At 64.7% G+C, this 22,187-nt stretch carries 22 protein-coding genes; 7 read left to right on the forward strand and 15 right to left on the reverse strand.

Annotated elements, in window-relative coordinates; genetic code table 11:
• Position 1: 1 nt before the first annotated feature.
• Positions 2 to 886 carry a metal ABC transporter substrate-binding protein gene (locus RHPLAN_RS07300; RefSeq protein WP_068015382.1) on the forward strand — a complete coding sequence of 295 codons (885 nt, stop codon included), beginning with the start codon at positions 2 to 4 and terminating at the stop codon, positions 884 to 886.
• Between the two features lie 170 nt (positions 887 to 1,056).
• Entirely contained in the window at positions 1,057 to 2,472 is a 1,416-nt protein-coding gene (locus RHPLAN_RS07305) for a hypothetical protein (protein ID WP_068015385.1), read from the forward strand.
• 8 nt (positions 2,473 to 2,480) lie between these two features.
• On the opposite strand, the gene RHPLAN_RS07310 is transcribed toward RHPLAN_RS07305, so the two are convergent.
• On the reverse strand, positions 2,481 to 3,440 hold the full coding sequence (locus tag RHPLAN_RS07310) for a tripartite tricarboxylate transporter substrate binding protein (protein ID WP_084244475.1): 960 nt from the start codon (positions 3,438 to 3,440) through the stop codon (positions 2,481 to 2,483).
• Between the two features lie 206 nt (positions 3,441 to 3,646).
• On the opposite strand from RHPLAN_RS07310, the gene RHPLAN_RS07315 reads away from it, so the two are divergent.
• The gene (locus tag RHPLAN_RS07315) at positions 3,647 to 4,696 is read left to right on the forward strand and encodes a CobW family GTP-binding protein (RefSeq protein ID WP_068015390.1); all 1,050 of its coding nucleotides are present in this window, start codon (positions 3,647 to 3,649) and stop codon (positions 4,694 to 4,696) included.
• 195 nt (positions 4,697 to 4,891) lie between these two features.
• The gene (locus RHPLAN_RS07320) at positions 4,892 to 5,899 is read left to right on the forward strand and encodes a WD40 repeat domain-containing protein (protein ID WP_068015393.1); all 1,008 of its coding nucleotides are present in this window, start codon (positions 4,892 to 4,894) and stop codon (positions 5,897 to 5,899) included.
• A gap of 147 nt (positions 5,900 to 6,046) precedes the next feature.
• Here RHPLAN_RS07320 and RHPLAN_RS07325 read toward each other — a convergent pair whose 3' ends face one another.
• The 5 genes from RHPLAN_RS07325 to RHPLAN_RS07345 form a co-directional block, all read right to left on the reverse strand.
• The gene (locus RHPLAN_RS07325; protein WP_068015396.1) at positions 6,047 to 7,471 is read right to left on the reverse strand and encodes a homospermidine synthase; all 1,425 of its coding nucleotides are present in this window, start codon (positions 7,469 to 7,471) and stop codon (positions 6,047 to 6,049) included.
• A 105-nt stretch (positions 7,472 to 7,576) separates the two neighbouring features.
• Entirely contained in the window at positions 7,577 to 8,152 is a 576-nt protein-coding gene (locus RHPLAN_RS07330) for a GNAT family N-acetyltransferase (RefSeq protein WP_068015399.1), read from the reverse strand.
• Positions 8,153 to 8,268: 116 nt separating this feature from the next.
• A complete protein-coding gene (locus tag RHPLAN_RS07335; protein ID WP_068015401.1) occupies positions 8,269 to 9,411 on the reverse strand; it encodes a type III PLP-dependent enzyme in 1,143 nt (380 codons plus the stop codon).
• Between the two features lie 545 nt (positions 9,412 to 9,956).
• Positions 9,957 to 10,214, reverse strand: coding sequence for a hypothetical protein (locus RHPLAN_RS07340; RefSeq protein ID WP_068015402.1), 258 nt, complete (start codon positions 10,212 to 10,214; stop codon positions 9,957 to 9,959).
• A 327-nt stretch (positions 10,215 to 10,541) separates the two neighbouring features.
• Positions 10,542 to 11,405 (reverse strand): isocitrate lyase/PEP mutase family protein, encoded by an 864-nt coding sequence (locus tag RHPLAN_RS07345; protein WP_198164752.1) that lies wholly within the window; start codon positions 11,403 to 11,405, stop codon positions 10,542 to 10,544.
• A 130-nt stretch (positions 11,406 to 11,535) separates the two neighbouring features.
• Between RHPLAN_RS07345 and RHPLAN_RS07350 the strand changes: the two genes are divergently transcribed.
• Positions 11,536 to 12,240 carry a molybdate ABC transporter substrate-binding protein gene (locus RHPLAN_RS07350; protein WP_068015404.1) on the forward strand — a complete coding sequence of 235 codons (705 nt, stop codon included), beginning with the start codon at positions 11,536 to 11,538 and terminating at the stop codon, positions 12,238 to 12,240.
• A gap of 7 nt (positions 12,241 to 12,247) precedes the next feature.
• On the opposite strand, the gene RHPLAN_RS07355 is transcribed toward RHPLAN_RS07350, so the two are convergent.
• Entirely contained in the window at positions 12,248 to 13,117 is an 870-nt protein-coding gene (locus RHPLAN_RS07355; protein WP_068015407.1) for an FkbM family methyltransferase, read from the reverse strand.
• A gap of 171 nt (positions 13,118 to 13,288) precedes the next feature.
• On the opposite strand from RHPLAN_RS07355, the gene RHPLAN_RS07360 reads away from it, so the two are divergent.
• Positions 13,289 to 13,804: a c-type cytochrome gene (locus RHPLAN_RS07360; RefSeq protein ID WP_068015410.1), complete on the forward strand. Its 516-nt coding sequence runs from the start codon at positions 13,289 to 13,291 to the stop codon at positions 13,802 to 13,804.
• 10 nt (positions 13,805 to 13,814) lie between these two features.
• Here RHPLAN_RS07360 and RHPLAN_RS07365 read toward each other — a convergent pair whose 3' ends face one another.
• From RHPLAN_RS07365 to RHPLAN_RS07400, 8 genes are all read right to left on the reverse strand, one after another.
• Positions 13,815 to 15,563 carry a nucleotidyltransferase family protein gene (locus RHPLAN_RS07365; RefSeq protein ID WP_068015414.1) on the reverse strand — a complete coding sequence of 583 codons (1,749 nt, stop codon included), beginning with the start codon at positions 15,561 to 15,563 and terminating at the stop codon, positions 13,815 to 13,817.
• Positions 15,560 to 16,216, reverse strand: coding sequence for a glycosyltransferase family A protein (locus tag RHPLAN_RS07370; RefSeq protein ID WP_068015418.1), 657 nt, complete (start codon positions 16,214 to 16,216; stop codon positions 15,560 to 15,562). Before RHPLAN_RS07370 ends, RHPLAN_RS07365 begins: the two co-directional genes overlap by 4 nt.
• Complete coding sequence (locus RHPLAN_RS39110; RefSeq protein ID WP_157100120.1) at positions 16,217 to 16,780, reverse strand: phosphoenolpyruvate carboxykinase (ATP); 564 nt, start codon at positions 16,778 to 16,780, stop codon at positions 16,217 to 16,219.
• Positions 16,781 to 17,241: 461 nt separating this feature from the next.
• Positions 17,242 to 17,661: a PqqD family protein gene (locus tag RHPLAN_RS07380; RefSeq protein ID WP_068015422.1), complete on the reverse strand. Its 420-nt coding sequence runs from the start codon at positions 17,659 to 17,661 to the stop codon at positions 17,242 to 17,244.
• Positions 17,662 to 17,724: 63 nt separating this feature from the next.
• Positions 17,725 to 18,849: a glycosyltransferase family 4 protein gene (locus RHPLAN_RS07385; RefSeq protein ID WP_068015423.1), complete on the reverse strand. Its 1,125-nt coding sequence runs from the start codon at positions 18,847 to 18,849 to the stop codon at positions 17,725 to 17,727.
• Entirely contained in the window at positions 18,846 to 19,541 is a 696-nt protein-coding gene (locus tag RHPLAN_RS07390; protein ID WP_068015424.1) for a glycosyltransferase family 2 protein, read from the reverse strand. The genes RHPLAN_RS07385 and RHPLAN_RS07390 overlap by 4 nt, the downstream gene beginning before the upstream one ends.
• Before the next feature lie 83 nt (positions 19,542 to 19,624).
• Entirely contained in the window at positions 19,625 to 20,770 is a 1,146-nt protein-coding gene (locus RHPLAN_RS07395; RefSeq protein ID WP_068015425.1) for a glycosyltransferase family 4 protein, read from the reverse strand.
• The gene (locus RHPLAN_RS07400) at positions 20,770 to 21,462 is read right to left on the reverse strand and encodes a glycosyltransferase family 2 protein (protein ID WP_198164753.1); all 693 of its coding nucleotides are present in this window, start codon (positions 21,460 to 21,462) and stop codon (positions 20,770 to 20,772) included. Before RHPLAN_RS07400 ends, RHPLAN_RS07395 begins: the two co-directional genes overlap by 1 nt.
• 217 nt (positions 21,463 to 21,679) lie before the next feature.
• Here RHPLAN_RS07400 and RHPLAN_RS07405 point away from each other — a divergent pair, with 217 nt between their 5' ends.
• The gene (locus RHPLAN_RS07405; RefSeq protein ID WP_084244479.1) at positions 21,680 to 21,946 is read left to right on the forward strand and encodes a hypothetical protein; all 267 of its coding nucleotides are present in this window, start codon (positions 21,680 to 21,682) and stop codon (positions 21,944 to 21,946) included.
• Positions 21,947 to 22,187 lie beyond the last annotated feature (241 nt).

A 22,187-nucleotide genomic window follows, 5' to 3' on the forward strand; every position in this document is an offset into this window, starting at 1 on the left:
CATGTTTCGTCGCGCCGTCATGCTCGCGCTGTTCGCCGCGCTGATCGCTTCGCCCGCACATGCCGGCGACAGGCTCAAGGCGGTCGCGTCGATCTCGATCATCGGCGATCTCGTGAAAAACGTCGGCGGCGACCGCGTCGACGTCGCAACGCTGGTCGGCCCGAACAGCGACGCGCATGTCTTTTCGCCGACGCCGACCGACGCCAAGACGCTCGGCGCCGCGAAGATCGTGTTCGTCAACGGCATGGGTCTGGAAGGCTGGATGACGCGGCTGGTTGCGGTGTCGGGTGCGAAGCTGTCGCCCGTCGTGGTGACCACCAGCGTGAAGCCGCGGCAGGCCGAGGAGGGCGGCCATCACGCGGTCGATCCGCACGCCTGGCAGTCGGTCGCCAATGCCAGGATTTATATCGCCAACATCCGCGACGGCCTGAAGACGAGCGATCCGGCAAACGCCGCAACCTACGACGCCAACGCCAAGGCCTATCTCGACAAGCTCGACGCGTTGGAGCGCGAGGTGCGCGAGGCCATCGGAAAAATCCCGGCCGATCACCGCAAGATCATCACCACGCACGACGCCTTCGGTTATTTCGGCCAGGCTTACGGTGTCGAGTTCATCGCGCCGACCGGCGTGTCGTCGGACTCCGAGCCGTCCGCCCGCGACATCGCCAAGATCATCAGCCAGGTCAAACGGCAGAAGATTCCGGCGGTGTTCATGGAGAACATCTCCGATCCGCGGATGATGCAGCAGATCGCCCGCGAGACGGGCGCCAGGATCGGCGGCACGCTTTATTCCGACGCGCTGTCCGGCGCGAGCGGCCCGGCCGCCACTTACGTCGACATGATGCGAAACAACGTGCGCGAACTGGTCAAGGCGCTGACGCCTTAATGTCCTGAACCCGACACGGCAGGCTGCCGCGACACTGCGTCGCTGGAGCGAGATAAAACCGACATGCATGGCCGGTAGTTATGTGAGCCGTGCTGCGCGACGAACCGATACGCAGCCGGTCGATACCGGCTGCGAGTGGACCGTCTTTCGCCCTCATCGGGCGATCGAACGTGATCGCTGCGTTCAATCTCCTGCTCGCGATCCCGACCGTCTGGCTGCTGTGGCGCTCTCTGGACTGGCCATTGGTCGGCGACGCGTCGATCTTCCATTTCATCGCCAACCAGATGGCGATGGGCGCGGTGCCCTATCGCGACATCGCCGACGTCAACATGCCGTTGACCTACGACATCCAGGCGGCGATCGTTACGCTTGGCGGGATGAGCGATGCGGCCTGGCGCGCCTTTGATCTGGCGGCGGCTGCGCTGTTGTCAGCCGGTATTCTGACGTTGGTCTGGCCGGCCGGGCGCGCGGAAGCCGTTCTTGCGGTTCTGACGGTGCTGCTGATGCATCTGCTGCTCGGCCGTTACGCGGCGGGCCAGCGCGATTTCGTCATGGCGATCCCGGCGCTCGGCGTGGCCTGGGCTTCGGTCAGGGCCGCTGAAGATCGGCGGAGCCAACAGGCTCTGCTGGCGCTGGCCGGCGCATTCGCGATGACGGCGGCGCTGATCAAGCCGAGCGGTATCGTGTTGCTGGCGTTGCCGGCCTTGGCCCTTCCAGACCTGGTGATGAAACTCGACTGGCGGCGGCTCCTCTGGATTGCGGCCGGTGCGTTGGCTGTCGCACTCGGCGAGTTCGGCTTGCTCGCAGCCCGCGGCGGATTGCCGGCGTTCGTCACGATGATCCTCGATGTTCTGCCGGCCTATGCGGACATGGGCGCGCAGCCGCCGCTCGAAGTGCTGAAGGCGGTGCATTGGATCGGCCCGGTCGGAGGTCTTGCGGTCGCAGCCGTTCTGGGTATCGGCATTCCCAAGTCACCGCGCGTGCGCGTGCTGATCGGGCTGACCGTGTTCGGCCTCATTCACTTGATGGTCCAGCGCAAGGGCTGGCTCTATCACATTTATCCTCTGGGCGTCGGATTGGCGTGCTGGGGCGCCTTCGCGCTTTCGGCGCTGCCGCTGCGCCGCGTCCTGCTGAGTCTCGCCGTCGTGGCCGCGATCCTCGGCTGGAGCGTGCCGGCTTCGATGTCGCAGGACGAGAACGATCCGGCATTTCGTTCAAGCGTCGCCATGGAATCGGCGCTCGAGCGACGGCTACCGCGCGGTGCTCGCGTCCAGATGCTCGACTCGGACTCCGGCGCGTTCCGGGCGATGGCCCGCGCCGGCATGCGGCAGGCCACGCCGCACATCCAGTGGTTCTCGCTGTTGCTGGGCACCGAGGACGTGCGGCAGGAGTTCCTGTCCGCGCTCAGGACCGATCCGCCGGACGGATTCCTCCTGACCAACAATCAATGGCCGAAGGAAGCCGGCTTCGAGGCGGCCGACGATTGGAAGGAACTCGCCGGTCTCCTGAGGTCGCGCTACGACCTCGCGCAGACCGGCCAGGACGAGTTCATCCAGTGGCGGCTGTACGTGCGGCGCAGGCAGTAAGCTGCGCGCTACTTGACCATCCCGAGCGATGTCAGAAGCCGGCGCTTGGACTCGACGTCCTTCGCGACATTCGCGGCAAAGCCCGCACTGTCCTGGAACCAGTCGGCCGGCTGCAAGGTCTGCTTGACCATCTTCTGGAACGGCTCGCTCTGCACGGCCGCTTTGCAGGCATTCTCCAGCTTGCTCTTGATCCCGGCCGGCAGGCTTGCAGGTCCGAACAGCCCGCCGATGCTGAGCGGCGAAACGTCGGTGCCCTGTTCCTTGACGGTCGGCACATCGGGGATCGCCGGGTTGCGCTTCTCGGCAAACAGCGCCGGCATCGCGAGCCCGCTGCCCGACGCTGCCGTGAGCGGGGCGACGGCAAAATCGATCTGACCGCCGATCGTCATTTGAATCGATTCCGCAGGCCCTTTGAATGGCACGTGGTTGAACGGGACCTTGGTGACCTGCGAGAACTCCGCCATCGCCAGGTGCGGGATGGTGCCAAGTCCCGGGCTGCCGAAGTTCAGCCCGCCCGGCTTCGCTTTGCTGGCCGCCACGATGTCCGCGAGCGTCTTGTAGGTGCCGGGCCGCGCCACGATCACCTGGTCGTTCTTGAAGGTCTGGCAGATCGGCGCGAACGACTCCGCCGTATAGCCGGCGTTACGCTCGGTGAAGGGCTGCACCGTGATCGAGAAGGCCGCGCCGTGCATCAGCGTGTAGCCGTCGGGCTTGGCTCTCGCCACCTCGGCGGTGCCGAGCACGCCGCCGGCGCCGGCCTTGTTGTAGACCACGAAGCGCTGGCCGAGCAGGCCTGCCATCTCCTCGGTCAGCACGCGGCCGAGGATGTCGGCCGAGGAGCCGGGCGTTGACGGTACGATGAGGTCGATGGGGTGCTCCGGATAGCCCTGTGCGGCCGCGCCGCCCGCCAACGCCGCCCAAAAGGCGGTTGCGGCGATGATCCGCTGCCCACACCAGCGCCGAGACATGGCGTTCCTCCGGTTGTTTTGCGGAACGATAGCGGAGGCCGTGGACCCCTCCTAGGGCTGAACGGCTGTGGCTGGGTGTCGCGTAAGACCGGTTTGGGAGGGTTTTTGCTTGGCGCGGGATCGCCTATATAGCGGACCTGATCGGGCGTGGTTCTCCAAGACAGGCAATCTGTGCTGACCGGGGGCCGCGCCGTGGAGGTTTTTGTATGTCCGAACAAGCTCAAATCGAGAAAATTCCCGTCACCGTGCTGACCGGCTATCTCGGCGCCGGCAAGACCACGCTGCTCAACCGCATCCTGTCCGAGCCTCATGGCAAGAAATTCGCCGTGATCGTCAACGAATTCGGCGAGATCGGCATCGACAACGAACTGGTGGTCGGGGCCGACGAAGAAGTCTTCGAGATGAACAACGGCTGCATCTGCTGCACCGTGCGCGGCGACCTGATCCGCATCATCGAAGGCCTGATGCGGCGCAAGGGCAAGTTCGACGCCATCATCGTGGAGACCACGGGCCTCGCCGACCCCGCGCCGGTGGCGCAGACCTTCTTCGTCGACGAAAACGTCGGCCGCAAGACCAAGCTCGACGCGGTGGTGACCGTTGCCGACGCCAAATGGCTCAAGGACCGGCTCAAGGACGCGCCGGAGGCCAAGAACCAGATCGCCTTCGCGGACGTGATCCTGCTCAACAAGACCGATCTCGTCAGCGATGCCGAGCTGCGTGAGGTCGAGGCCCGCATCCGCGGTATCAACCCTTACGCCAAGCTTCACCGGACGCAGAAGTCGCAGATCGCGCTCGATCAGGTGCTCGGCCGCAACGCCTTCGATCTCGACCGCATCCTCGATATCGAGCCGGAGTTCCTGCACGCCGACGAGCACGACCATGACCACCATCACGATCATGGGCATGACCATCATCACCACCACGATCATGACCACGGCGGGCTGAAGCATTATCACGACGAGCACATGCAATCGATGTCGCTCAAGACCGACAAGCCGCTCAATCCGGACAAGTTCTTCCCGTGGATCCAGAAGCTCGTCGCCGAGGACGGCCCGCAAATCCTGCGCTGCAAGGGCATCCTGAACTTCAAGGACGATCCGGACCGCTTCGTGTTCCAGGGCGTGCACATGATCCTGGACGGCGATCATCAGCGGCCGTGGAAGGACGGCGAGAAGCGCGACAGCCGCCTGGTGTTCATCGGCCGCGAGCTACCGGAAGAGAAAATCCGCAAGGGCTTCGAAAGCGTCGTCGGTTAGTGCTCAGGCCCTTGCGTAGGGCACTGTTCACCCTCCCCTGGAGGGGGAGGGTCGACCGCCGTAGCGAAGCGTAGGCGGGCAGGGTGGGGTGAGCCCTTTCGGACCGATAGAGTTTCACCCCACCCCGCGAGCTTCGCTCGCGACCCTCCCCCTCCAGGGGAGGGTGAATCCGAGCAAGAATTTCTGCTGAGAAAAATGTCCGACACCCCACCGAACACACCCTCCGTCGTCGAACGCACCCGGCCCGTCAACGCCGGCGCCCCTGTCGTCGGCATCCACTTCCTCGACCGCACCGCGGCCTTCGTGCTGGGCGAGGAGGCCGTGCTGCTCGTCTCCGGCAAGGACGAGGAGAAGCGCTGCGCCATCCATGGCGGCGGCATTCTCTCGTCGGCGAGCGACGGCGTGTGGGTGATCACCGGCGGCGACGACGGCAAGGTGTTCGTCACCGGCGCCAAGGGCGACAGCAAGCTCGTTGGCTCCGACGCCAAGCATCGCTGGATCGATCATGTCGCGACCGGCCCGGACGGCGCCATCGCCTGGTCGGCTGGCAAGTCGGCTTACATGATCGCCGCCAAGGGCGATCCGAAGACCGTCGAGGTGCAATCCACCGTCGGCGGGTTGGCGTTTGCGCCGAAGGGCGTGCGGCTCGCGATCGCCCACTACAACGGCGTCAGCATGTGGTTCCCGAACTCGCAGGCCGCACCCGAGATGCTGGAGTGGAAAGGCTCGCACCATCACGTGCAGTTCAGCCCGAACGGCCAGTTCATGGTGACGGCGATGCAGGAGCCGGCGCTGCACGGCTGGCGCGTCGTCGACTCCAAGCACATGCGGATGTCCGGCTATTCGGCGCGGGTGCGTTCGTTCGGCTGGACCGCGGGCGGCAAGTGGCTGGCGACGTCAGGCTCCGAGCAGCTCGTGATGTGGCCGTTCCAGGGCAAGGACGGTCCGATGGGCAAGCAGCCGCGCATGTTCGCAGCCTTCGCGGTGCGTGTGACAACGGTGGCCTGTCATCCGAAGCAGGAGGTGGTCGCGGCGGGTTTCGCCGACGGCACGATCCTCCTGGTGCGGATCGAGGATGGCGCCGAGGTGCTGGGCAAGAAGCCCGGCGAGGGTGCGGTCAGTGCGATGGCCTGGGATGAGGTCGGCACCCAGCTCGCCTGGGGCACCGAAGCCGGCGAGGCTGGGGTGATCGATCTGGCTTAGAGCCTTTTCGCACCCAACTATCCACGTCATGGCCGGGCTTGTCCCGGCCATCTCGCTTAGGGACGCACTGTGCTCTCCTAAGCGAGATGCCCGGCACAAGGCTGGGCATGACAGCGGAGAATGTATTTCTCAGCGGCGTGTCCCCGCTTACCTCACCAGCACATTCGTGAACTGCCAGGGATCGCTGGTGTCGAGCTCCTCGGCAAAAAGTCCGGGGCGGCCGGCGAGCGGCGTCCAGTCGGTGTATTCGCCGAACACTTCGCCCAGGTAGGGCCGCTGCACTTCGAGGCAGCGTTTGAAGTCCACCTCGTCGGCCTCCATGATGCCGCGGTCGGGGTTCTCCAGCATCCAGAAGATGCCGGCGAGCACCGCCGAGGTCACCTGCAGGCCGGTCGCGTTCTGGTAGGGCGCGAGTTTCCGCGCCTGCTCGATCGAGAGCCGCGAGCCGTACCAGTAGGCGTTCTTGGCGTGGCCGTAGAGCAGCACGCCCAACTCATCGACGCCGTCGACGATCTCGGTCTCGTCCAGGATCTTCCAGGTCGGCTGGCGCGCCCAGGCGTTGCCGGCCATTTCGTGCAGCGACAGGATCGCGTCGTCGCACGGATGATAGGCGTAGTGGCAGGTCGGCCGGTACACGACCTTGTCGCCCTCGCGGACCGTGAAGTAGTCCGGGATCGAGATCGCCTCGTTGTGCGTGACCAGGAAGCCGTGCTGCGCCTTCGCGGTCGGCGTCCAGGTGCGCACCTTCGTTCCGGCGCCGGCCTGCGCCAGATAGATGCCGGCCCCTGAGCCGAAGTCATGGCGGAAGCCGTTCGGCGGCAGGCCCTTCTCGTGGGTGCCGTAACCGAGTTCGGCCGGCTGCAGGCCCTCGGAGACGAAGCCCTCGACCGACCAGGTGTTGACGAACTTGTTGCGCGGCTTGGGATCGCGGGCGCGCTGGGTGTCGCGCTCGGCGACGTGGATGCCCTTGACGCCGACGCGCTGCATCAGCGCCGCCCACTCCTCGCGGGTCTTCGGCACATCGGTCTTGATGCCGGTGTCGCGGGCGACGTTGAGCAACGCCTCCTTGACGAACCAGGACACCATGCCCGGGTTGGCGCCGCAGCAGTTCACCATGGTGACGCCGCCCGGCTTCCGCTTGCGCAGGTCGAGGACGCGCTCGCGGAGCGCATAGTTCGAGCGCTGCGACAGCGTGAGCTTCGGGTCGTCGTAGAACCCCAACCACGGCTCGGCGACCGTGTCGATGTAGAAGCAGTTCAGGTCATGGCAGAGGTCCATGATGTCGACCGACGAGGTGTCGACCGACACGTTGACGATCATGCCGCGCCCCGGCCCGGTGTTGAGCAGCGGGGTCAGCACCTCGCGGTGGTTGGCCTTGGTCAGGCCGACCTTCATGAACTTGAGCTTGCGCTCGTCGAGCAGCCGGCGGTCGGTGTCGACCGGATCGATGCAGACGAACTTCGAGCGGTCGAACGCGATGTGGCGTTCCAGGAGCGGCAGGAAGCCGCGGCCGATCGAGCCGAGGCCGATCATCACAATGGGGCCGTCGAAACGGATTTTGGTGTCGGTCATAGCAAGCAACTCCGAAAGTCAGATGGTGCCATACCCGGCGAAGCGGGCAAACGGAACAGAGCCGCGCGGTTTCCCGCGCGGCTTCGGCGGTTCTCCGATGAAGGGTTATGCCGCTTTGGGCTGCGGCAGTGTGACGAGGCCGGCCACGGCATCGATGAGCCGGGTCCGCGACGGCTTCTTCGGCGCCCGGATCGAACCGCGCACGCCGTCGAGGGCGCCACTGACGAACTCATGGCCGAGCAGGCGGCTGCGGTCCGAAAAACCCGGCAGCCAGAGCTTGCCGGTCTTCTCGGCGGTGAAGCCGAAGCGGCCGTAGTAGGCAGGCTCCCCGACCAGCAGCACGGCGGCGTAGCCGCGCTTGGCCGCAATCCGCATGGCGTGGCGCATCAGCGCGCCACCGATGCCGTGCTGGCGATGGTCCGGATGCACGGCGAGCGGGCCGAGCAGCAGAGCGGTGCGGTCGGATCCGACCGCAACCTCCCAGAGCCGGACCGAGCCGATCACCTGACCGTCTTTTTGTCCATCATCCAGGGTGGCGACGAACGACAGGCCCTGTGCGGGCGCACGGCCGGCGCGCAGCCGATGCGACGGCTTGGTGAAGCGGACCGGACCGTAAGCCGCGTCGAGCAGTGCCTCGCGGGCGACAGCTTCCGACGCTTTCTCCTGACGAATATGCAGCATGGCACTCTCCCAGTTTTCCTTGTCCCCCGGCGCAAGCACCGAGGGTTGGGGAGGACGCGCGCGCAGCTTCCCTGCCCCGTGTCGAAACGGGGCAGGGGTCACTGCGGCGCAGCGGTTTAGATGTGATAGGCCTTCAGCGGAGCGAAGCCGTTGAATGCCACGGCCGCGTAGGTCGTGGTGTAGGCACCGGTGCCTTCGATCAGCACCTTGTCGCCGATCTCGAGGCTCACCGGCAGCTCGTACGGCTGCTTCTCGTACAGCACGTCGGCCGAGTCGCAGGTCGGGCCGGCCAGCACGCAGGGCGCCATCGCGTCGCCGTCCCGCGGGGTGCGGATCGGGTAGCGGATGGACTCGTCCATGGTCTCGGCGAGACCGCCGAACTTGCCCAGGTCGAGGTACACCCAGCGCACCTCGTCCTCGTTGCTCTTCTTGGAGATGAGCACGACTTCGGACTCGATGATGCCGGCGTTGCCGACCATGCCGCGGCCCGGCTCGATGATGGTTTCCGGGATGCGGTTGCCGAAGTGCTTGCGCAGCGCACGGAAGATCGCCGAGCCGTAGGTCTTCACCGTCGGCACGTTCTTCAGGTACTTGGTCGGGAAGCCGCCGCCGAGGTTGACCATCGACAGGTTTAGCCCGCGCTCGCCGCACTCCTTGAACACGGCGGCCGCCGACGCCAGCGCCCGATCCCACGCGTGCGGGTTCTTCTGCTGGGAGCCGACATGGAACGACAGGCCGTAGGCCTCGAGGCCAAGCTTATGGGCGTGCTCCAGCACGTCCGCGGCCATGGCGGGCTCGCAGCCGAACTTGCGCGACAGCGGCCACTCGGCGCCGACGCAGTCCGAGAGGATGCGGCAGAACACGCGCGCGCCAGGGGCGACGCGGGCGATCTTCTCGACCTCGGCCTTGCAGTCGACGGCGAAGAGGCGGACGCCGAGCTGGTAGGCCCGGGCGACGTCGCGCTCCTTCTTGATGGTGTTGCCGTAGCTGATGCGGTCCGGCGTCGCGCCGGCCGCGAGCGCCATCTCGATCTCGGGGACCGAGGCGGTGTCGAAGCAGGAGCCGAGCGAGGCGAGCAGCGACAGCACCTCCGGCGCCGGGTTCGCCTTGACGGCGTAGAACACCCGGGTGTCCGGCAGGGACTTGGCGAAGTTGTTGTAATTGGTCCGGATCACATCGAGATCGACGACCAGGACCGGGCCTTCATCGACGCCGCTCTCGCGGCGGTTCTTCAGGAATTCGCGGATGCGCGCAGTCATATGCGTGCTCTCCCCAACGGCTCAGGCGGCATGCTGCCGCGGTGATGCGGTTGTCCGAGGCTCGCCCTGGTGCGCGATGGGGACGCACGTCGGGCGTAATCTCTTCCAGACCGCTTCAGTCTGCCTTGGTTTGGATTGGGGAGACCCCGCACCGCACTGCTGGCAAGGATGGACAAGCCTCTTCGGTTACCCGAGCCGGCGGTGGAGACCGGCAAAAGACCAGAGAAGCCCGCTCCGTCGTTGCTTTAAGCCGCGTCGCCTGCGGAGAGCAGGCTGTGCTGGTTTCGCCTCCAGCTGCCGGTCAGATTTCTTGGAGGGCTTTCGCTCTCCAGGCGGCTGGCGGGCCTCTTGTCCCGCTACCTACCGACCGACACACGGCCACAGGCACGTGCGAAATTGGGCAAGCACCGAAATAATATAATTGACACGAGAGTCAACACCTTTGCGCAAGCCGGCGACGGACTCGCGCAAAATTTTCCACACGGACGTTAAGAACTTTTTCTGAGTTGGCGATTCCGACTCGCCGAAAGCGTCGAGCGCGCCGCTCAGCGCCCGACGAAAGGCTCGACGCGCTTCGCGTTGAGAATGAATCGCACCATCACGGCGACACCGCAGAGAAAGAAGACGGTCTGGAAGATGTGCACGGCGTAGTCGCCGAAGTGGAAGAGGTTGCCGAAGGCCCAGCCGGCCGCGAACGCAGCGCCGAACACCTCGGCGCCGATCAGGATCGCGGCGCTGATGACGGTGAGCACGTTGAGCCAGTTGATCCGGCTGCCTGCGGGCTTCTCAACGGTGGCGTTCATCGGTTCTTCCTGCGGCGATTGTTGGGCTCAGCGCCCGCTCTTAGCACGATCTTGTAGCACGGCCTTGGCACTCTCGCCCGGCCTTTGCCGGGCGCCGGGAATGTCGTCGATATGGGTCGCGCGATCAAGGCCGCAAGTGCCCGTTTTATGCGGCAAATTCGGCGTTTCTCGCGCCTCATCCGCTGCTCTCTCTCCGACCTCACCCCGAGGGGCCCGAGCGCAGCGAGGGCGTCTCGAAGGGCGAGGGCGGCCCCGACGGAGGCGGCCTCATGGTTCGAGACGCGCTACGCGCTCCTCACCATGAGGCCGGGAGAGAGCCGGGTCCGTTCACGCGTCCTTCATGGTCCGCCGTTCGATCTCGAGAAGCTTGTCGAGGCCGGTGACCTTGTGCGCGGCCTTCATCTCCTTCTCGGCGCCGCCGGCGCCGAGAAACGGGTCGAGCCGGTCCTGCGCCAGGCACTCGTAGGACTGCCGCACGGCCTTCACCATGGCGGCGAAGGCCGTGCCGGATGACGCCGCGAGGCGGTAGCCGAGCTTGGCCATCTCGGCCTTGCTGATCGGGAAGCTCGACCAGCCGTCGGGCGGTGCGAAGGTCATCAGCGGTGCCGGCAGCCGCTCGGCGATGGTGCGCATCTCCTCCGGCTTCCGTCCCCACAGGAAGAGCATGTCGGCGCCGGCCTTCTTCATGGCCTCGCCGCGGCGGAGCGCGTCGTCCATGCCGCCGACTCGGAGGGCGTTGGTGCGGCCGACGATGAGCGTGTCCGGGTTGGTGCGGGCGGCCACCGCCTCCTTGATGCGGTCGGTGGCGAGCCCGATCGGTACCAGCCGGTCGATGCCGACGTGGTGCTCGACCCGCCGCGGCAGCAGCTGGTCCTCGATCTCGATGCACTGGACGCCGGCCGCCTCGGACATCGCGACGGTGCGGTGGATGTGGACCGGGTCGCCCCAGCCGCCGCCGGCATCGAGCACCACCGGGATCGGTGTCACGGTGCGGATGTCGACCACCACCTGGATCATTTCCGTGAGCGAAAGCCCGGCTTCGGTCACACCTTTGTACCAGCCGAGCGAGCCGCCCGAGAGATAGGCGGCCTTGAAGCCCGCCAGCGCCGCCATCTGCGCCATGATCGGATTGAGCGCGCAGGGCGCGACGATGAGGTCTGGGCCCTTGATGAGCTGGCTGAGTTTTTCCACGGACATTCTCCTTCCATTTGCCTTGCGCGCGGGCCACGGGCACCGTTCACCTTCCCCTGGAGGGGGAGGGTGAAGCCGTGGCACGAGCGGCGAATGATTTCCAGATAGAGTACCCGGCAAGGAGAATGACGTGGCCAAGCTCAAGGTGATGTGCGCGCGCTCGATGCATGTGGCGGTGGGTGATCTCGGCCAGGCCTTCGCCAGGGCCTCAGGCCACGAGGTCACATTCGACTTCGGCACTGTCGGCGCGTTGGAGGCCAAGCTCGCGGCCGGCGAGACCGCCGACGTGGTGGTGCTGTCGATCCCCGGCATCAACAAGCTGGAGAAGGCTGGCGCCGTGGTGCACGGCTCGCGCCACAACGTCGCCAAGACCTTCATCGCGCTCTGCATCCGCGAGGGCGCGCGCAAGCCGGACTTCGCCACCATCGAGAGCTTCAAGCGGCTGGTCGAGGGCGCCCGCGCCATCGCCACCAGCGACCCGGCGGTGGGCGGATCGGCCGGCGTGCACCTCGCCAAGGCCTTCGAACTTGCCGGCTGGGCCGCGATGATGAAGGGCAAGGCCATGCCGCAGCAGACCGGCGCCGAGGTCGCCAAGCGCGTGGTCGAGGGCAAGGCCGAGTTCGGCCTGACGCTGTCGGGCGAGGTGGCGTCGGTCGCGGGCGCCGTGATCGCAGGTCCGCTGCCTCAGCCGTTCGGCCAGGATACGATCTACTGCGCGGCCGTGATGGCCTCGAGCGCCGCGAAGGACGCCGCGGCGGCCTTCATCGCCGCTCTGACCCACCCGGATACGGTCCCGGCCTGGCGCAAGGCGGGCTTCGAGCCGCCGCACTCCTGAGCAGAGATCAGGCCGCCTTGGCGGCAGCGCCCTTCAGATCGCCGAGATAGCGGCCGACCGCGTCCGCAGGCAGCACGCCGCGCGTCGCCAGATGGTTGATGCAGTTCGCGGCGAGATCGTAGGACCGGTAGCAATGGTGCGCGACCAGCGCCAAATGCTTGAGCTGCTCCGCCGTCATCTTCTCGGCCTGGGTGAAGTCGCGGACATAGACCACGTCGGCTTCGAGCAGCTGGTTCATGCTGCTGTAGAGATTGTCGGCGTGGTGCAGCGGCAGGATCATCCGCTTGTTGATGTCGGCGAACATGTGCGGGATGAAGCCCAGCGCCCGCAGCGCCAGATCGATGTCGCCGAACACCGGCTGCCCCTGATAGAGCGGCACGAATGACACTTCGGTCTGGATCGACGTGGCGTGCGCGAGCTTGGCTGCGCCGTTGCGGAAGATGTTGAGCTCGCTGCCCTGCACGTCGATCTTGAGGTGATCGATGTGCGTGATCTCGGCAATGCTGTCGAGCGCGCGGGTCTCGATCGGGACCTCCTTGAGCACGTGACCGAAAACCGCAAAGCCCGGGAAGCAGTTCAGCGTGCGCGGCTCCGGCGTGAGAAGGCTCGTCATGCCGGGCGCATGGCACACCTTCAGCGTGGCGCGCGTTTCGCCGCCGACCGCATAAGGCAGATAGGTTTCGAGATCGCCCTTCTGCGCGATGAGCTTGTCCAGCGCCTCGGGCTGCGGCTCGAAGCCGAACACGGTGCAAAGCCGCTTGTCGAGCATCGGCTTGTAGGGCGGGGCGGTCTCGAGCGGGTTGGCGCCGATGTCGACCACGGCCGTCAGACGCTCGGGACGCAACAGGTCGAACAGCGGATCGGAATTGGCGTTCATGTCATCGTCCTGCTGGCTCGGACTCAAGGCGGGAGGTATCCGGCTCACTATCTGATTCGACCGCGCCAAACGTTAATGGGGCCGTGAATTGCCTGATTTGGGGATCGAACGGGCGTGCCAAGGAGTTTAAGATGCGGCGGGGTGTTGCCCGATTTGCTTTAAGAGGTTGCGATGCGTCTTCTCGCTTTCATCGGTGCGCTCGGGATCGTGGTCGCGATCGCCGCGGGCGTGTTCTTTTTCGGCGGGTTCTTCAATGTCGCGGCGAGCGAAGAGGACAACCCCGTCGTCAAGTGGGCCCTGATCCGGGTGCGCACGGCCGCCATCAATCGTCATGCTGGCGGCACGTCGCCGGTCAAGCTCGACGATCCGGCGGTGATCCAGAACGGCGCCCGCGCCTTTGCAAAGGCCGGCTGCGCCAACTGCCACGGCGCGCCGGGCGTCGAATGGGCCAAGTTCTCCGAGGGGCTCAATCCCGATCCGCCCGACCTGAAGGAAAGCGCGGCGGGCTACGAGCCGGCCAACATCTTCTGGGTGATCAAGAACGGCATCCGCATGACCGGAATGCCGAGCTTCGGCAAGGCGGGCGTTGCCGACAACGACATCTGGCAGATCACCGCGTTCATCAAGGCGCTGCCGAAGGTCTCCGAGGCGGATTACAAATCCTGGACGGCGGCGGGCGGCCAGTAGCCCGTTTTTTTTAGCGCCAGTTGCGGTTTTCTTTCTTGCCGTGCGCGATGTAGTGCTCGTACGGATCGATCTCGGCTGCCAGCAGATCGGCGTACAGCAAGACGTATCGGTACGGATCGAAGCCGGCCGGCAGATCCGCATGCCCGCGGAAGGGTGAGCTCTCCACCTTCGCTTTGATGCGGGCGAACTGGCTTGCGTAAGGCTCCTCGCCTGTGAGGATCTTCAGGTGGACATCCGGAATGTGTTGTCTGCTGAACAAGGCGTTGATGTCTGCGACTTCGAGCACTTGAAGGCGCCGCGCCGGCAGGCTGCGCATGAACGCATAGTCCTCGGGCGTCTCGGCCCCTGTTCCGCGATACGGAGACGGCCGGAACGACAGCTCGACCCAGGGCCCGAACAGCAGGCCTTTCGGGACCACGATGGTGTGGAGCAGCTCCGACAGCCTGCCGCCGACTTCTATGCGGGTCGCGTGGCTCCCGTTGACGAACACGTCGACACCCGGGTTCGGGCTCCATTTTTCCGCGCTGCTGAACAACAGCACATGATCTCCGATCCGCTGAAGCGGGATCAGCAATCTGGCATCCGCGCGGTCCGTCCAGAAGCAGGTGTGTTCCGGCTCCGGCCATCCCCAGCCGGGACCGCCGATCCGATCGATCACATTGCAGTCACGCAGATCATAGTCGTCCGTGAAGGATTGCGATGGGGCGAGCGGCTTTGAGAACGGACCAAGCGCCCGCAGAAGAAGGCGCTCGAGCCGCGGCTTTCTGCCCCGCGACTCCCACAGCCTGTAGGCAAGCGGATGGGACAGCAGCGGCGTTTCGGGCGGAAAACGTGTGGTGCGCGGGATTGCGGGGCTCGCGGTTGGCTCTGTCGGCTGGGGCTTGGCCGCTTCCGCCACTGGCGCCGCGAGATGCGAGACCGGTTGCGACTGGCCGACGTCCTCCATGATGGTCAACAACTGTTGCATGCAAGGCAGGAGGCCGAAACGCTGCACCAAAGGCAGCAGCAGCTCCGCCTTGCAGATCGGCAGCAATGCCCCCGCATCGATGATGGTCTGCATCGCATCGCCGTGCGTGCCGTACTTGAAGCCGTGCGCGATAATGGTGGCGGCGGCAAATTCGGGACTTTGCAGCAGCACCTTGCGGCCGTAGCAGACATGCTGCTCGGCGCTGTCCCACATGCTCTGCGTCAGCCAGCTCTCCGACGTGCCCGACGTCGCGCGCCAATGCAGATCGATGTCTCCAGCGCCTTTGGTGAAGTTCCAGCTGTCGCGGCGGTGCGCGGCCCGGTTGACGAGCGAATCCAGTGTCATCCCGTATTTCGGCAGCCATCCATCGCGCACCAGCAATTGCGCCGCCGCGGCAAGTCCGGAGAACGGCACATGGATATCGACATCGCCCATGCTCCGCGCCGACCACGAGTCGAAGCGCGCGCACATCGCGAGCCCCTTCGCGATGATCACGGGGCACTGCTTGGCAAGCTCTTCGATGACCGGAACGCTGGCTTGGGCGAACAGGTGGTTTTGGATGAAGGTCGCGCGCGCCTTGCCCTTAAGCTTTCTTGGAAGTTCGTAAGACGGCGCGACGCGGCTGAGATTGGCATACACCGCCGTCAGCAAGCGCAATTCCGGATACGGAGCGTCTTCCAGTGCGATCTGAGAAGCCCAGCCTTCCCAGTCGCCGATGGCCGCGCCGGCGTCTGATCGCAGGGCGGCTCCCAGCAGCAGCCGCTCACGCTCGGATATCTCTAGAGCCGTCACGGCCGCCTGCGTTTGATGTGATCGCGGATGACCTGCATCAGGTCATCGCGCGCCTGCTCCCGGCCATGGATGCCGAGGTTGTTGCCGTGGATGCGGCGCAGCAGCACAACCTCCGTCACGCAATGAAAGCGCCAGCCGGCTGCGCTCGTCCGGCTGACCCAATCGAGGCCTGCCGCATGCGCGAGATCAATGCGAATCTCGCCGACGGCGAGGGCCCGTTCACGCCGCATCAGCATCGCGCCAAAAAGCTTGGCGGCGACCGGCGGGCCGATCGGCCGCAGCTTTGCGTCGGTGTTGACGACCGGACCGTGCACGGCATCGATCGAGGGGTCTCGCTCGAGCGGCGCCATCATGGTGGCCAGGCTCCCGGCCGGCCATACGTCGTCGCAGTCGAGAAACGAAAGGTACGTGCCGCGCGCGCTCCGCATGCCGTTGTTCTGCGCCAGGCCGAGTCCGAGCGGCCCCTGCGAGATGATCGTCGGCTTGAGCCGATGGGCGGCCGCAATCGCGACCGTGCCGTCCGTGGAGCCGTCATCGATGATGATCGATTCCAGATCGGGCACGTTCTGATTGGCAATGCTGTCGAGCGCCTCCTGCAAATAGGCCTCGCCGTTGCGCACGCAGGTGACCACGGAGACCAGGGGCGTGCCCATTCAAGCCGCCTCAAGCCGCGTGGCGACCGCATCGGTCACCGCGTTGATGTCCGGGCTGAGCAGGAGATGATAGGCCGGCACGCTGCGCACCAGCTCCAGGATCAGGCGCGGCGTTACGCTGGTGCCGCCCATGAGCCCTCCGACCGTGCTCGGCAGCACGGCTTTGATGGTCTCGTCGCGCGATGCGGGCACAAGGCGCGGCGGTCCGCCGTCCTCGCTGACGCGCGGCAACAGGATTGCGGTCAGGTCGGCGGACGGCCGGAGCTTCACATCGTTCGGGCTGAGGAACATCACGCCCTTTTCCACCGCGATGCGGTCCAGGTTGTCGACGCGGTCCTCCAGCGACGGCAGCAGAGCAAGTGTGCGCGGGAAAGCCTTTGCCGTGCGATAGACCAGATGGACCTTGCCGGCCTTGGGCTCGACTGCACAATAATCGTCGCCCAGGTATTCGAAACCCGCCAGAGCGCAAGCCAGCGCCGTGGTCGATTTCCCGGCGCCGCCGTTCCCGGCCAGAAGCATGGCGCGCCCGTTGATGGCGACCGCTGCGCCATGGACGATTTGCATGCCGTGCCGGTTGCACATCCACGACAGGGGGATCCGAAAGGGAGATGCTTTTGCCCAAGGCGCGAGCGCAGCGATCTCCGGAAACCAAGTGTATGAGCGGTCAACCGCAAAATGCGAAACGATCAGGGAATCGGTGTGGATGTCGATCGCGCAACGCACGGCATCGTTCGAATGGCTGCCGACGACACCGAGCGGCTCAGGCGCGGTCGCTTCCCACGGCGGCGGAGGAGGAAGGCTGTCGACTGTCGCGCCGTCCCAAACGTAAAGCGAGTGTGTGGGTGCAATGCCGGTGTTTTGGTGTTGTAAGAACGCGCGGCCCATCCATGTTTCGTCGGCGCCAGCCGGCGCGTTAAGGCTGAACGCGAAGGGACCAATGGCAAATTCTGCTTTGCGCGCCGGTGCTCTCGAAAGCGCGGAGAAAGCCCGTTGACCGAGAGCAAGGGCGAAAGCTTCTCCGTCCATCATACCTTCCGAACGGGCCAGCCGACTTCTTCCACTTCGTGGATGGGATCGAGCTTAATCAACTCCCACATGTCGGTGTATTCGTCGAACTCCGGCGCACGCCAGACCGTGCGCGCGCCCCCCGGTAGATCGAATTCGGTTTTTGGCGCGGGTGCATCACTCGCTTGCAGGAGGCCGCGCTCCACAAGGAAGTCGGCGCATGTTGCGACGTCACGCCGGATCGTCTCTTCAGCCTCATCGTAGGCCGTCGCCAGATGGCGCGCCGCTTCATCCAGCGAAGCACCCTGCGTCAGGAGCGTCCAAACGTCGGCGGCGCAGCCTGAGCCGGAATAATAGGCCCCGCTGGCCACATTGATGACGATCACTTCATCCTGCAGGCGGTCGTGAGAGACGCCTTTGGCATCGACCAAATAACGCATAGCAATAACTTTTCCCCAGTCGCCGGCGGCTCGTCCGGCAAGCCTCGGACCGGGCCAGCCGCGTTAAGCGCGAGGCCGGCCGGCGAGGTCGCGATAAAGTTTTAGATAGCGTTCCGCGCACTTGTCCATATTGAATCGTTCGCCGGCGGCATTCTGAGCATTTGTACTCAAAAATTCCAGGCGGCGCCGGTTTGTAAGAATGCCAGCAATTTCAGTGGCCAGCGCCGAAACGTCTTCCGGCGGCACCAAAATCCCGGTTATGCCGTCCTGGACCGTGTCGGCGAGCCCCCCGAGCCGGGATGCGATGCAAGGCACCCCGGCCATTGCGGCTTCCGCCGCCACCAGGCTGAAGCCTTCGCGCGTTCGCGAAGGCACCAGAACAAGTGTGCTGTCCGCGATGGTGCGCCGCGTCTCCGCGTACTCGAGAACGCCTGTAAAGTGGACGTTTGGCTCCACGCCGTGGAAGGCCGCGGCAGCAAGCAATGCCTCGCGTTCTTCACCCCGGCCGATAAGCGTGAGATTTGCATCAAGTCCCTGGGCGCGCACTCGCGCCAGCGCCGCAACCGCGAGGTCGAAGCCTTTCTCTCTCTGCAATCGGCCGACGCACGTCAGAGCAAACGGCGGCTCGAAGCGGCCGGGTCGTGGATTGTTTTCGTGTTGCCCCACGCCGTTCTGGATGATCAGTGTTTCGCCGGCGCGCTGCGTGAAAGCGATAGCGGACTCAAGGGCAGCCTTCGACACCGCGGTCAGCACGTCGGCTCGAAGCATCAGCGTCCGCGCGACATTGAGGCAATCTTCCGGCTGCAACATGCCATGCTGCGTTACAACAAACGGAGGCAGCGACGCGCGCTTCTTGAGCACGCGTTCCAGCGCCCAGGCGCTGGTTTGCACGGCCGAATGCATGTGGATGAGATCCGGCTTGATATCGGCGAGGACGCGATCGAGGCGCCCGACCAGTTTTAGCGATGCAACCGGGTCCTGCGCGCGCAACGTGTTCAAGAAAGGAAACCGGTGGACCGGCGTGGAATCGATCAGTTCGTACTCGGGCAGCAGACCATTCGGGTCCATGTCAGTGACGATGATCGTCTCGACGGACTCCCGTCGGAACAACGGGATCAGAGCGCCGACCAGGACCTCGATCCCGCCCAGCACCGGCAGATATTGCGGCACGATCGAGAGGAGCTTCATTGGGCGCTTGCAGTCCGTGCACGGGCTCGCGCGAGCTTGCGGCGCACGGCATCGAAGAGGCTCCGTTGAGCCGCCGTTTTATCGTTTGTGATGTTCGTCGCATGCCGACGATAGATAAGGCTATCGATGTCCATCAACTCAATTTGCATTCCGCACTCTTTGAGCTTGTTCACGAAGTCCACGTCTTCGGAAAGCAGCATATCCTCGGCAAAACCGCCGGCGCGACGGATGATGTCATGACGAAACAAGCAGGCCCCCATGTTTGCGTCCGTCAGGTGCCTGCCATCCAACGCCTCATAACCTGCAATGCCAACGGCCCCAGACTCGAACTTGAAGCGGAGGAGCCCAACGACGGCATCGATCGAGGGCATTGCGTCCAGCCGGGCACGCATGGTGGTTTGCCGGCCCGGGGGCCAAAGATCGTCATGATCGATAAATGCGACGTACTCGCCCTGCGCTTTTTTCAGACCAAAATTTCGAGCGGCGGACATGCCCTGGCCCGGCGAATGCAACAGGTGGATACGCGGATCGCTGAACGATTGCACGATCGCGCAAGTATCGTCAGTCGAATGATCGTTGACGATGAACCACTCGTCGCCGGTCTCAAGCTGCGACAATACGGACGCGATCGTTTCCGCGATGAAGTTCGCGCCATTGCGGACGGCAGTAATTACGGAAGTGCGGGTCGTCATCAATGATCCTGAACCAAAGCCCGATTATACCAGACGAATGCCGAGAGCTTGTTCAAGCAGTGGATTGCCGCGATCCATATCGGTCACGTCGCTACATCCGGACGGGCGTGCGGTCGGCCGACGAGGTCGCGATAAAGTTTTAGATAGCGTTCCGCGCACTTGTCCATATTGAATCGTTCGCCAGCCATGCTCTGAGCATTTGTACTCAGGAGTTGCAGCCGGGACTGGTCCGTCAGAACGCCGGCAATGGCGCCAGCGAGCCCCGAAACGTCTTCCGGCGGTACCAAAATCCCCGTCACGCCGTCCTGGACTGTTTCGGCGAGCCCCCCGATGCGGGAGGCGATGCAAGGCACCCCGGCCATCGCGGCTTCCGCCGCCACAAGGCTGAAGCCTTCGCGCGTTCGCGAAGGCGCCAGAACAAGCGTGCTGTCCGCGATGGCGCGCCGGGTTTCCGCATGATCGAGCACACCTGCGAAGCGGACGTGTGGTTCCATGCCATGGAAGGCGGCTGCGGCGTTCTCGAAGTCCGAGCGATGCTCTCCCTGGCCGATCAGCAGCAGATTGGCATCGAGCCCCCGGGCACGCACCTGCGCCAGTGCGGCGATTGCAAGATCGAATCCTTTTTCTCTCTGCAGCCGGCCGACGCACGTCAACGCGAATGGCGGCTTGAAACGATCGGGCCGTGGGGTGGTTTCATGCTCCGATACGCCGTTCGGGATGACCAGTGTTGCGTCGGCACGCTGCGAAAAAGCAATCGCCGAATCCAGCGCAGCTTGCGACACCGCCGTCAAAACGTCGGCCCGCAGCATCAGCGTCCGCACAACATTGAGGGAGTCCTCCGGCTGCAACAGGCTATGTTGTGTGACCACGAATGGCGGGCAGGGCGAAAGCTTCTTCAGGGCGCGCTCCACCGCCCAGGCGCCGCCCTGCACGGCCGAATGCATGTGGATGAGATCCGGCCTGATCTCGGCGAGGAGGCAATCGAGACGCTTGACGAGGTTCAGCGCTGTGACCGTATCCCGCGCGTGCAGCGTGTTCAAAAAGGGAAACCGGTAGACCGGTATCGAATCGATCAATTCATGATCGGGCAGGAGCCTGCCCTGATGCTTGTCGGTCACGACCACGGTCTCGACGGCCTTCTTTCTAAAGGACGTCGCCAGCATGCCGACCAGAACCTCGATCCCTCCCAGAGCCGGCAGATACTGCGGCGTGATCGCCAGGACCTTCATCAGGCGTTATCGGTCCGCGTTCGGGCTCGCGCAAGCTTGCGGCGAAGGGCGTCGAAAACGCCTCCGCGCATGGCCGCCCTGTCATTGGTAACGTTCGTCGCGTGCCGGCGATAGATGAGGCTGTCGATGTCCATCAACTCGATCTGCATTCCGCACTCTTTGAGCCTTCTGATGAAGTCGACGTCTTCCCCATGGGGCATGTCCGCAGCAAAGTCACCACCGCGCCGGATGATGCTGCGACGAAACAGGAACGGACCCACGTTGGCATCCTTGACGTACTGGCCATCGAACTTCCTGTAATCTTCGACGGCCACAGCATCCGGCTCGAACCTGACGCGCAAACGCCCGACCACGGCGTCGATCGCGGGCATGGCATCGAGTCGGGCCCGCATCGCTGCGTGGCGGCCCGGGGGCCAGAGGTCGTCGTGGTCGAGAAATGCGACGTACTCGCCTTGTGCTTTTTGCAGCCCGTCATTTCGCGCAGCGGACATGCCGCGGCCTTGAGCATCCAACAGTTGAATACGTGGATCGCCGAAGGATTTCACAATCGTTGAAGTTTCATCGGTCGAGTGATCGTTGATGACGAACCATTCATCGCCCGGCTCCAGCTGCGGCAAGGCGGACCGGATCGCTTCCGCAATGAAGTTGGCGCCATCGCGAACGGCTGTGATTACAGAGGTCCGGATCGTCATCGGTATTCCCATGCTCGAAGGCGAACCATACCTGAAACGGCTCTGGCCGACAGGCTTGTCAATTGAGCGCCGACGGCGCAGGGCCAGCAGGCCAAGACAGCGCAGGCCGTGGCTTGGATTCCATCGGAAGCTGATTCCGGAGCACGCAGGATCGCAAGATTCCTGAGCCGGCCGGAACAAACTCGCATGCTTGGCGCTTTTTCTTGAGGGAGCCGCCATGAACGCTCAATTTCTTGCCCAGCTCAAGCTCGCAAACTTTCCTCAGCGCGACGAGGACGCCGTGCCGACTTGCGCGGAGCTGGTTACGGCGTGCGGCCGGGAGCTTGAAAAGGTCGAATGGGAAAGGACCACGTCCGAATGGACGGCCTATTCGGCCGCCGGATCGCCGTATTCCGGACAGACCCCCGAGGATGCGCTGGCCAATCTCTGGCTCGCCACGCATCGGCAGTTTACCCACGAGAGTGCTTACGTCAGTGACGCATAGAGCGTCGCGATTTCGTCCGTACAGGAGCTGGTTTGCCGGGGCCTGCCGCCTCCGTGCAGTACTCTTGACGCATATACTTGTTCCTGGTAAGTTCTGATTTGCCTCGTTCACTGAGGGCGTCTTCCGGAGACGTTCGGCTGACGGAGCGGGGTGTGGCGCCTGCAGGCGTGGCTCGTGACCACGTCCCAGGGTGTGAGGTCATCGTCCGTCCCCGATGAGGGGGCCGCCTTCAGTGGCAGGG

This window comes from Rhodoplanes sp. Z2-YC6860, assembly GCF_001579845.1.
Classification (GTDB): Bacteria; Pseudomonadota; Alphaproteobacteria; order Rhizobiales; family Xanthobacteraceae; genus Z2-YC6860.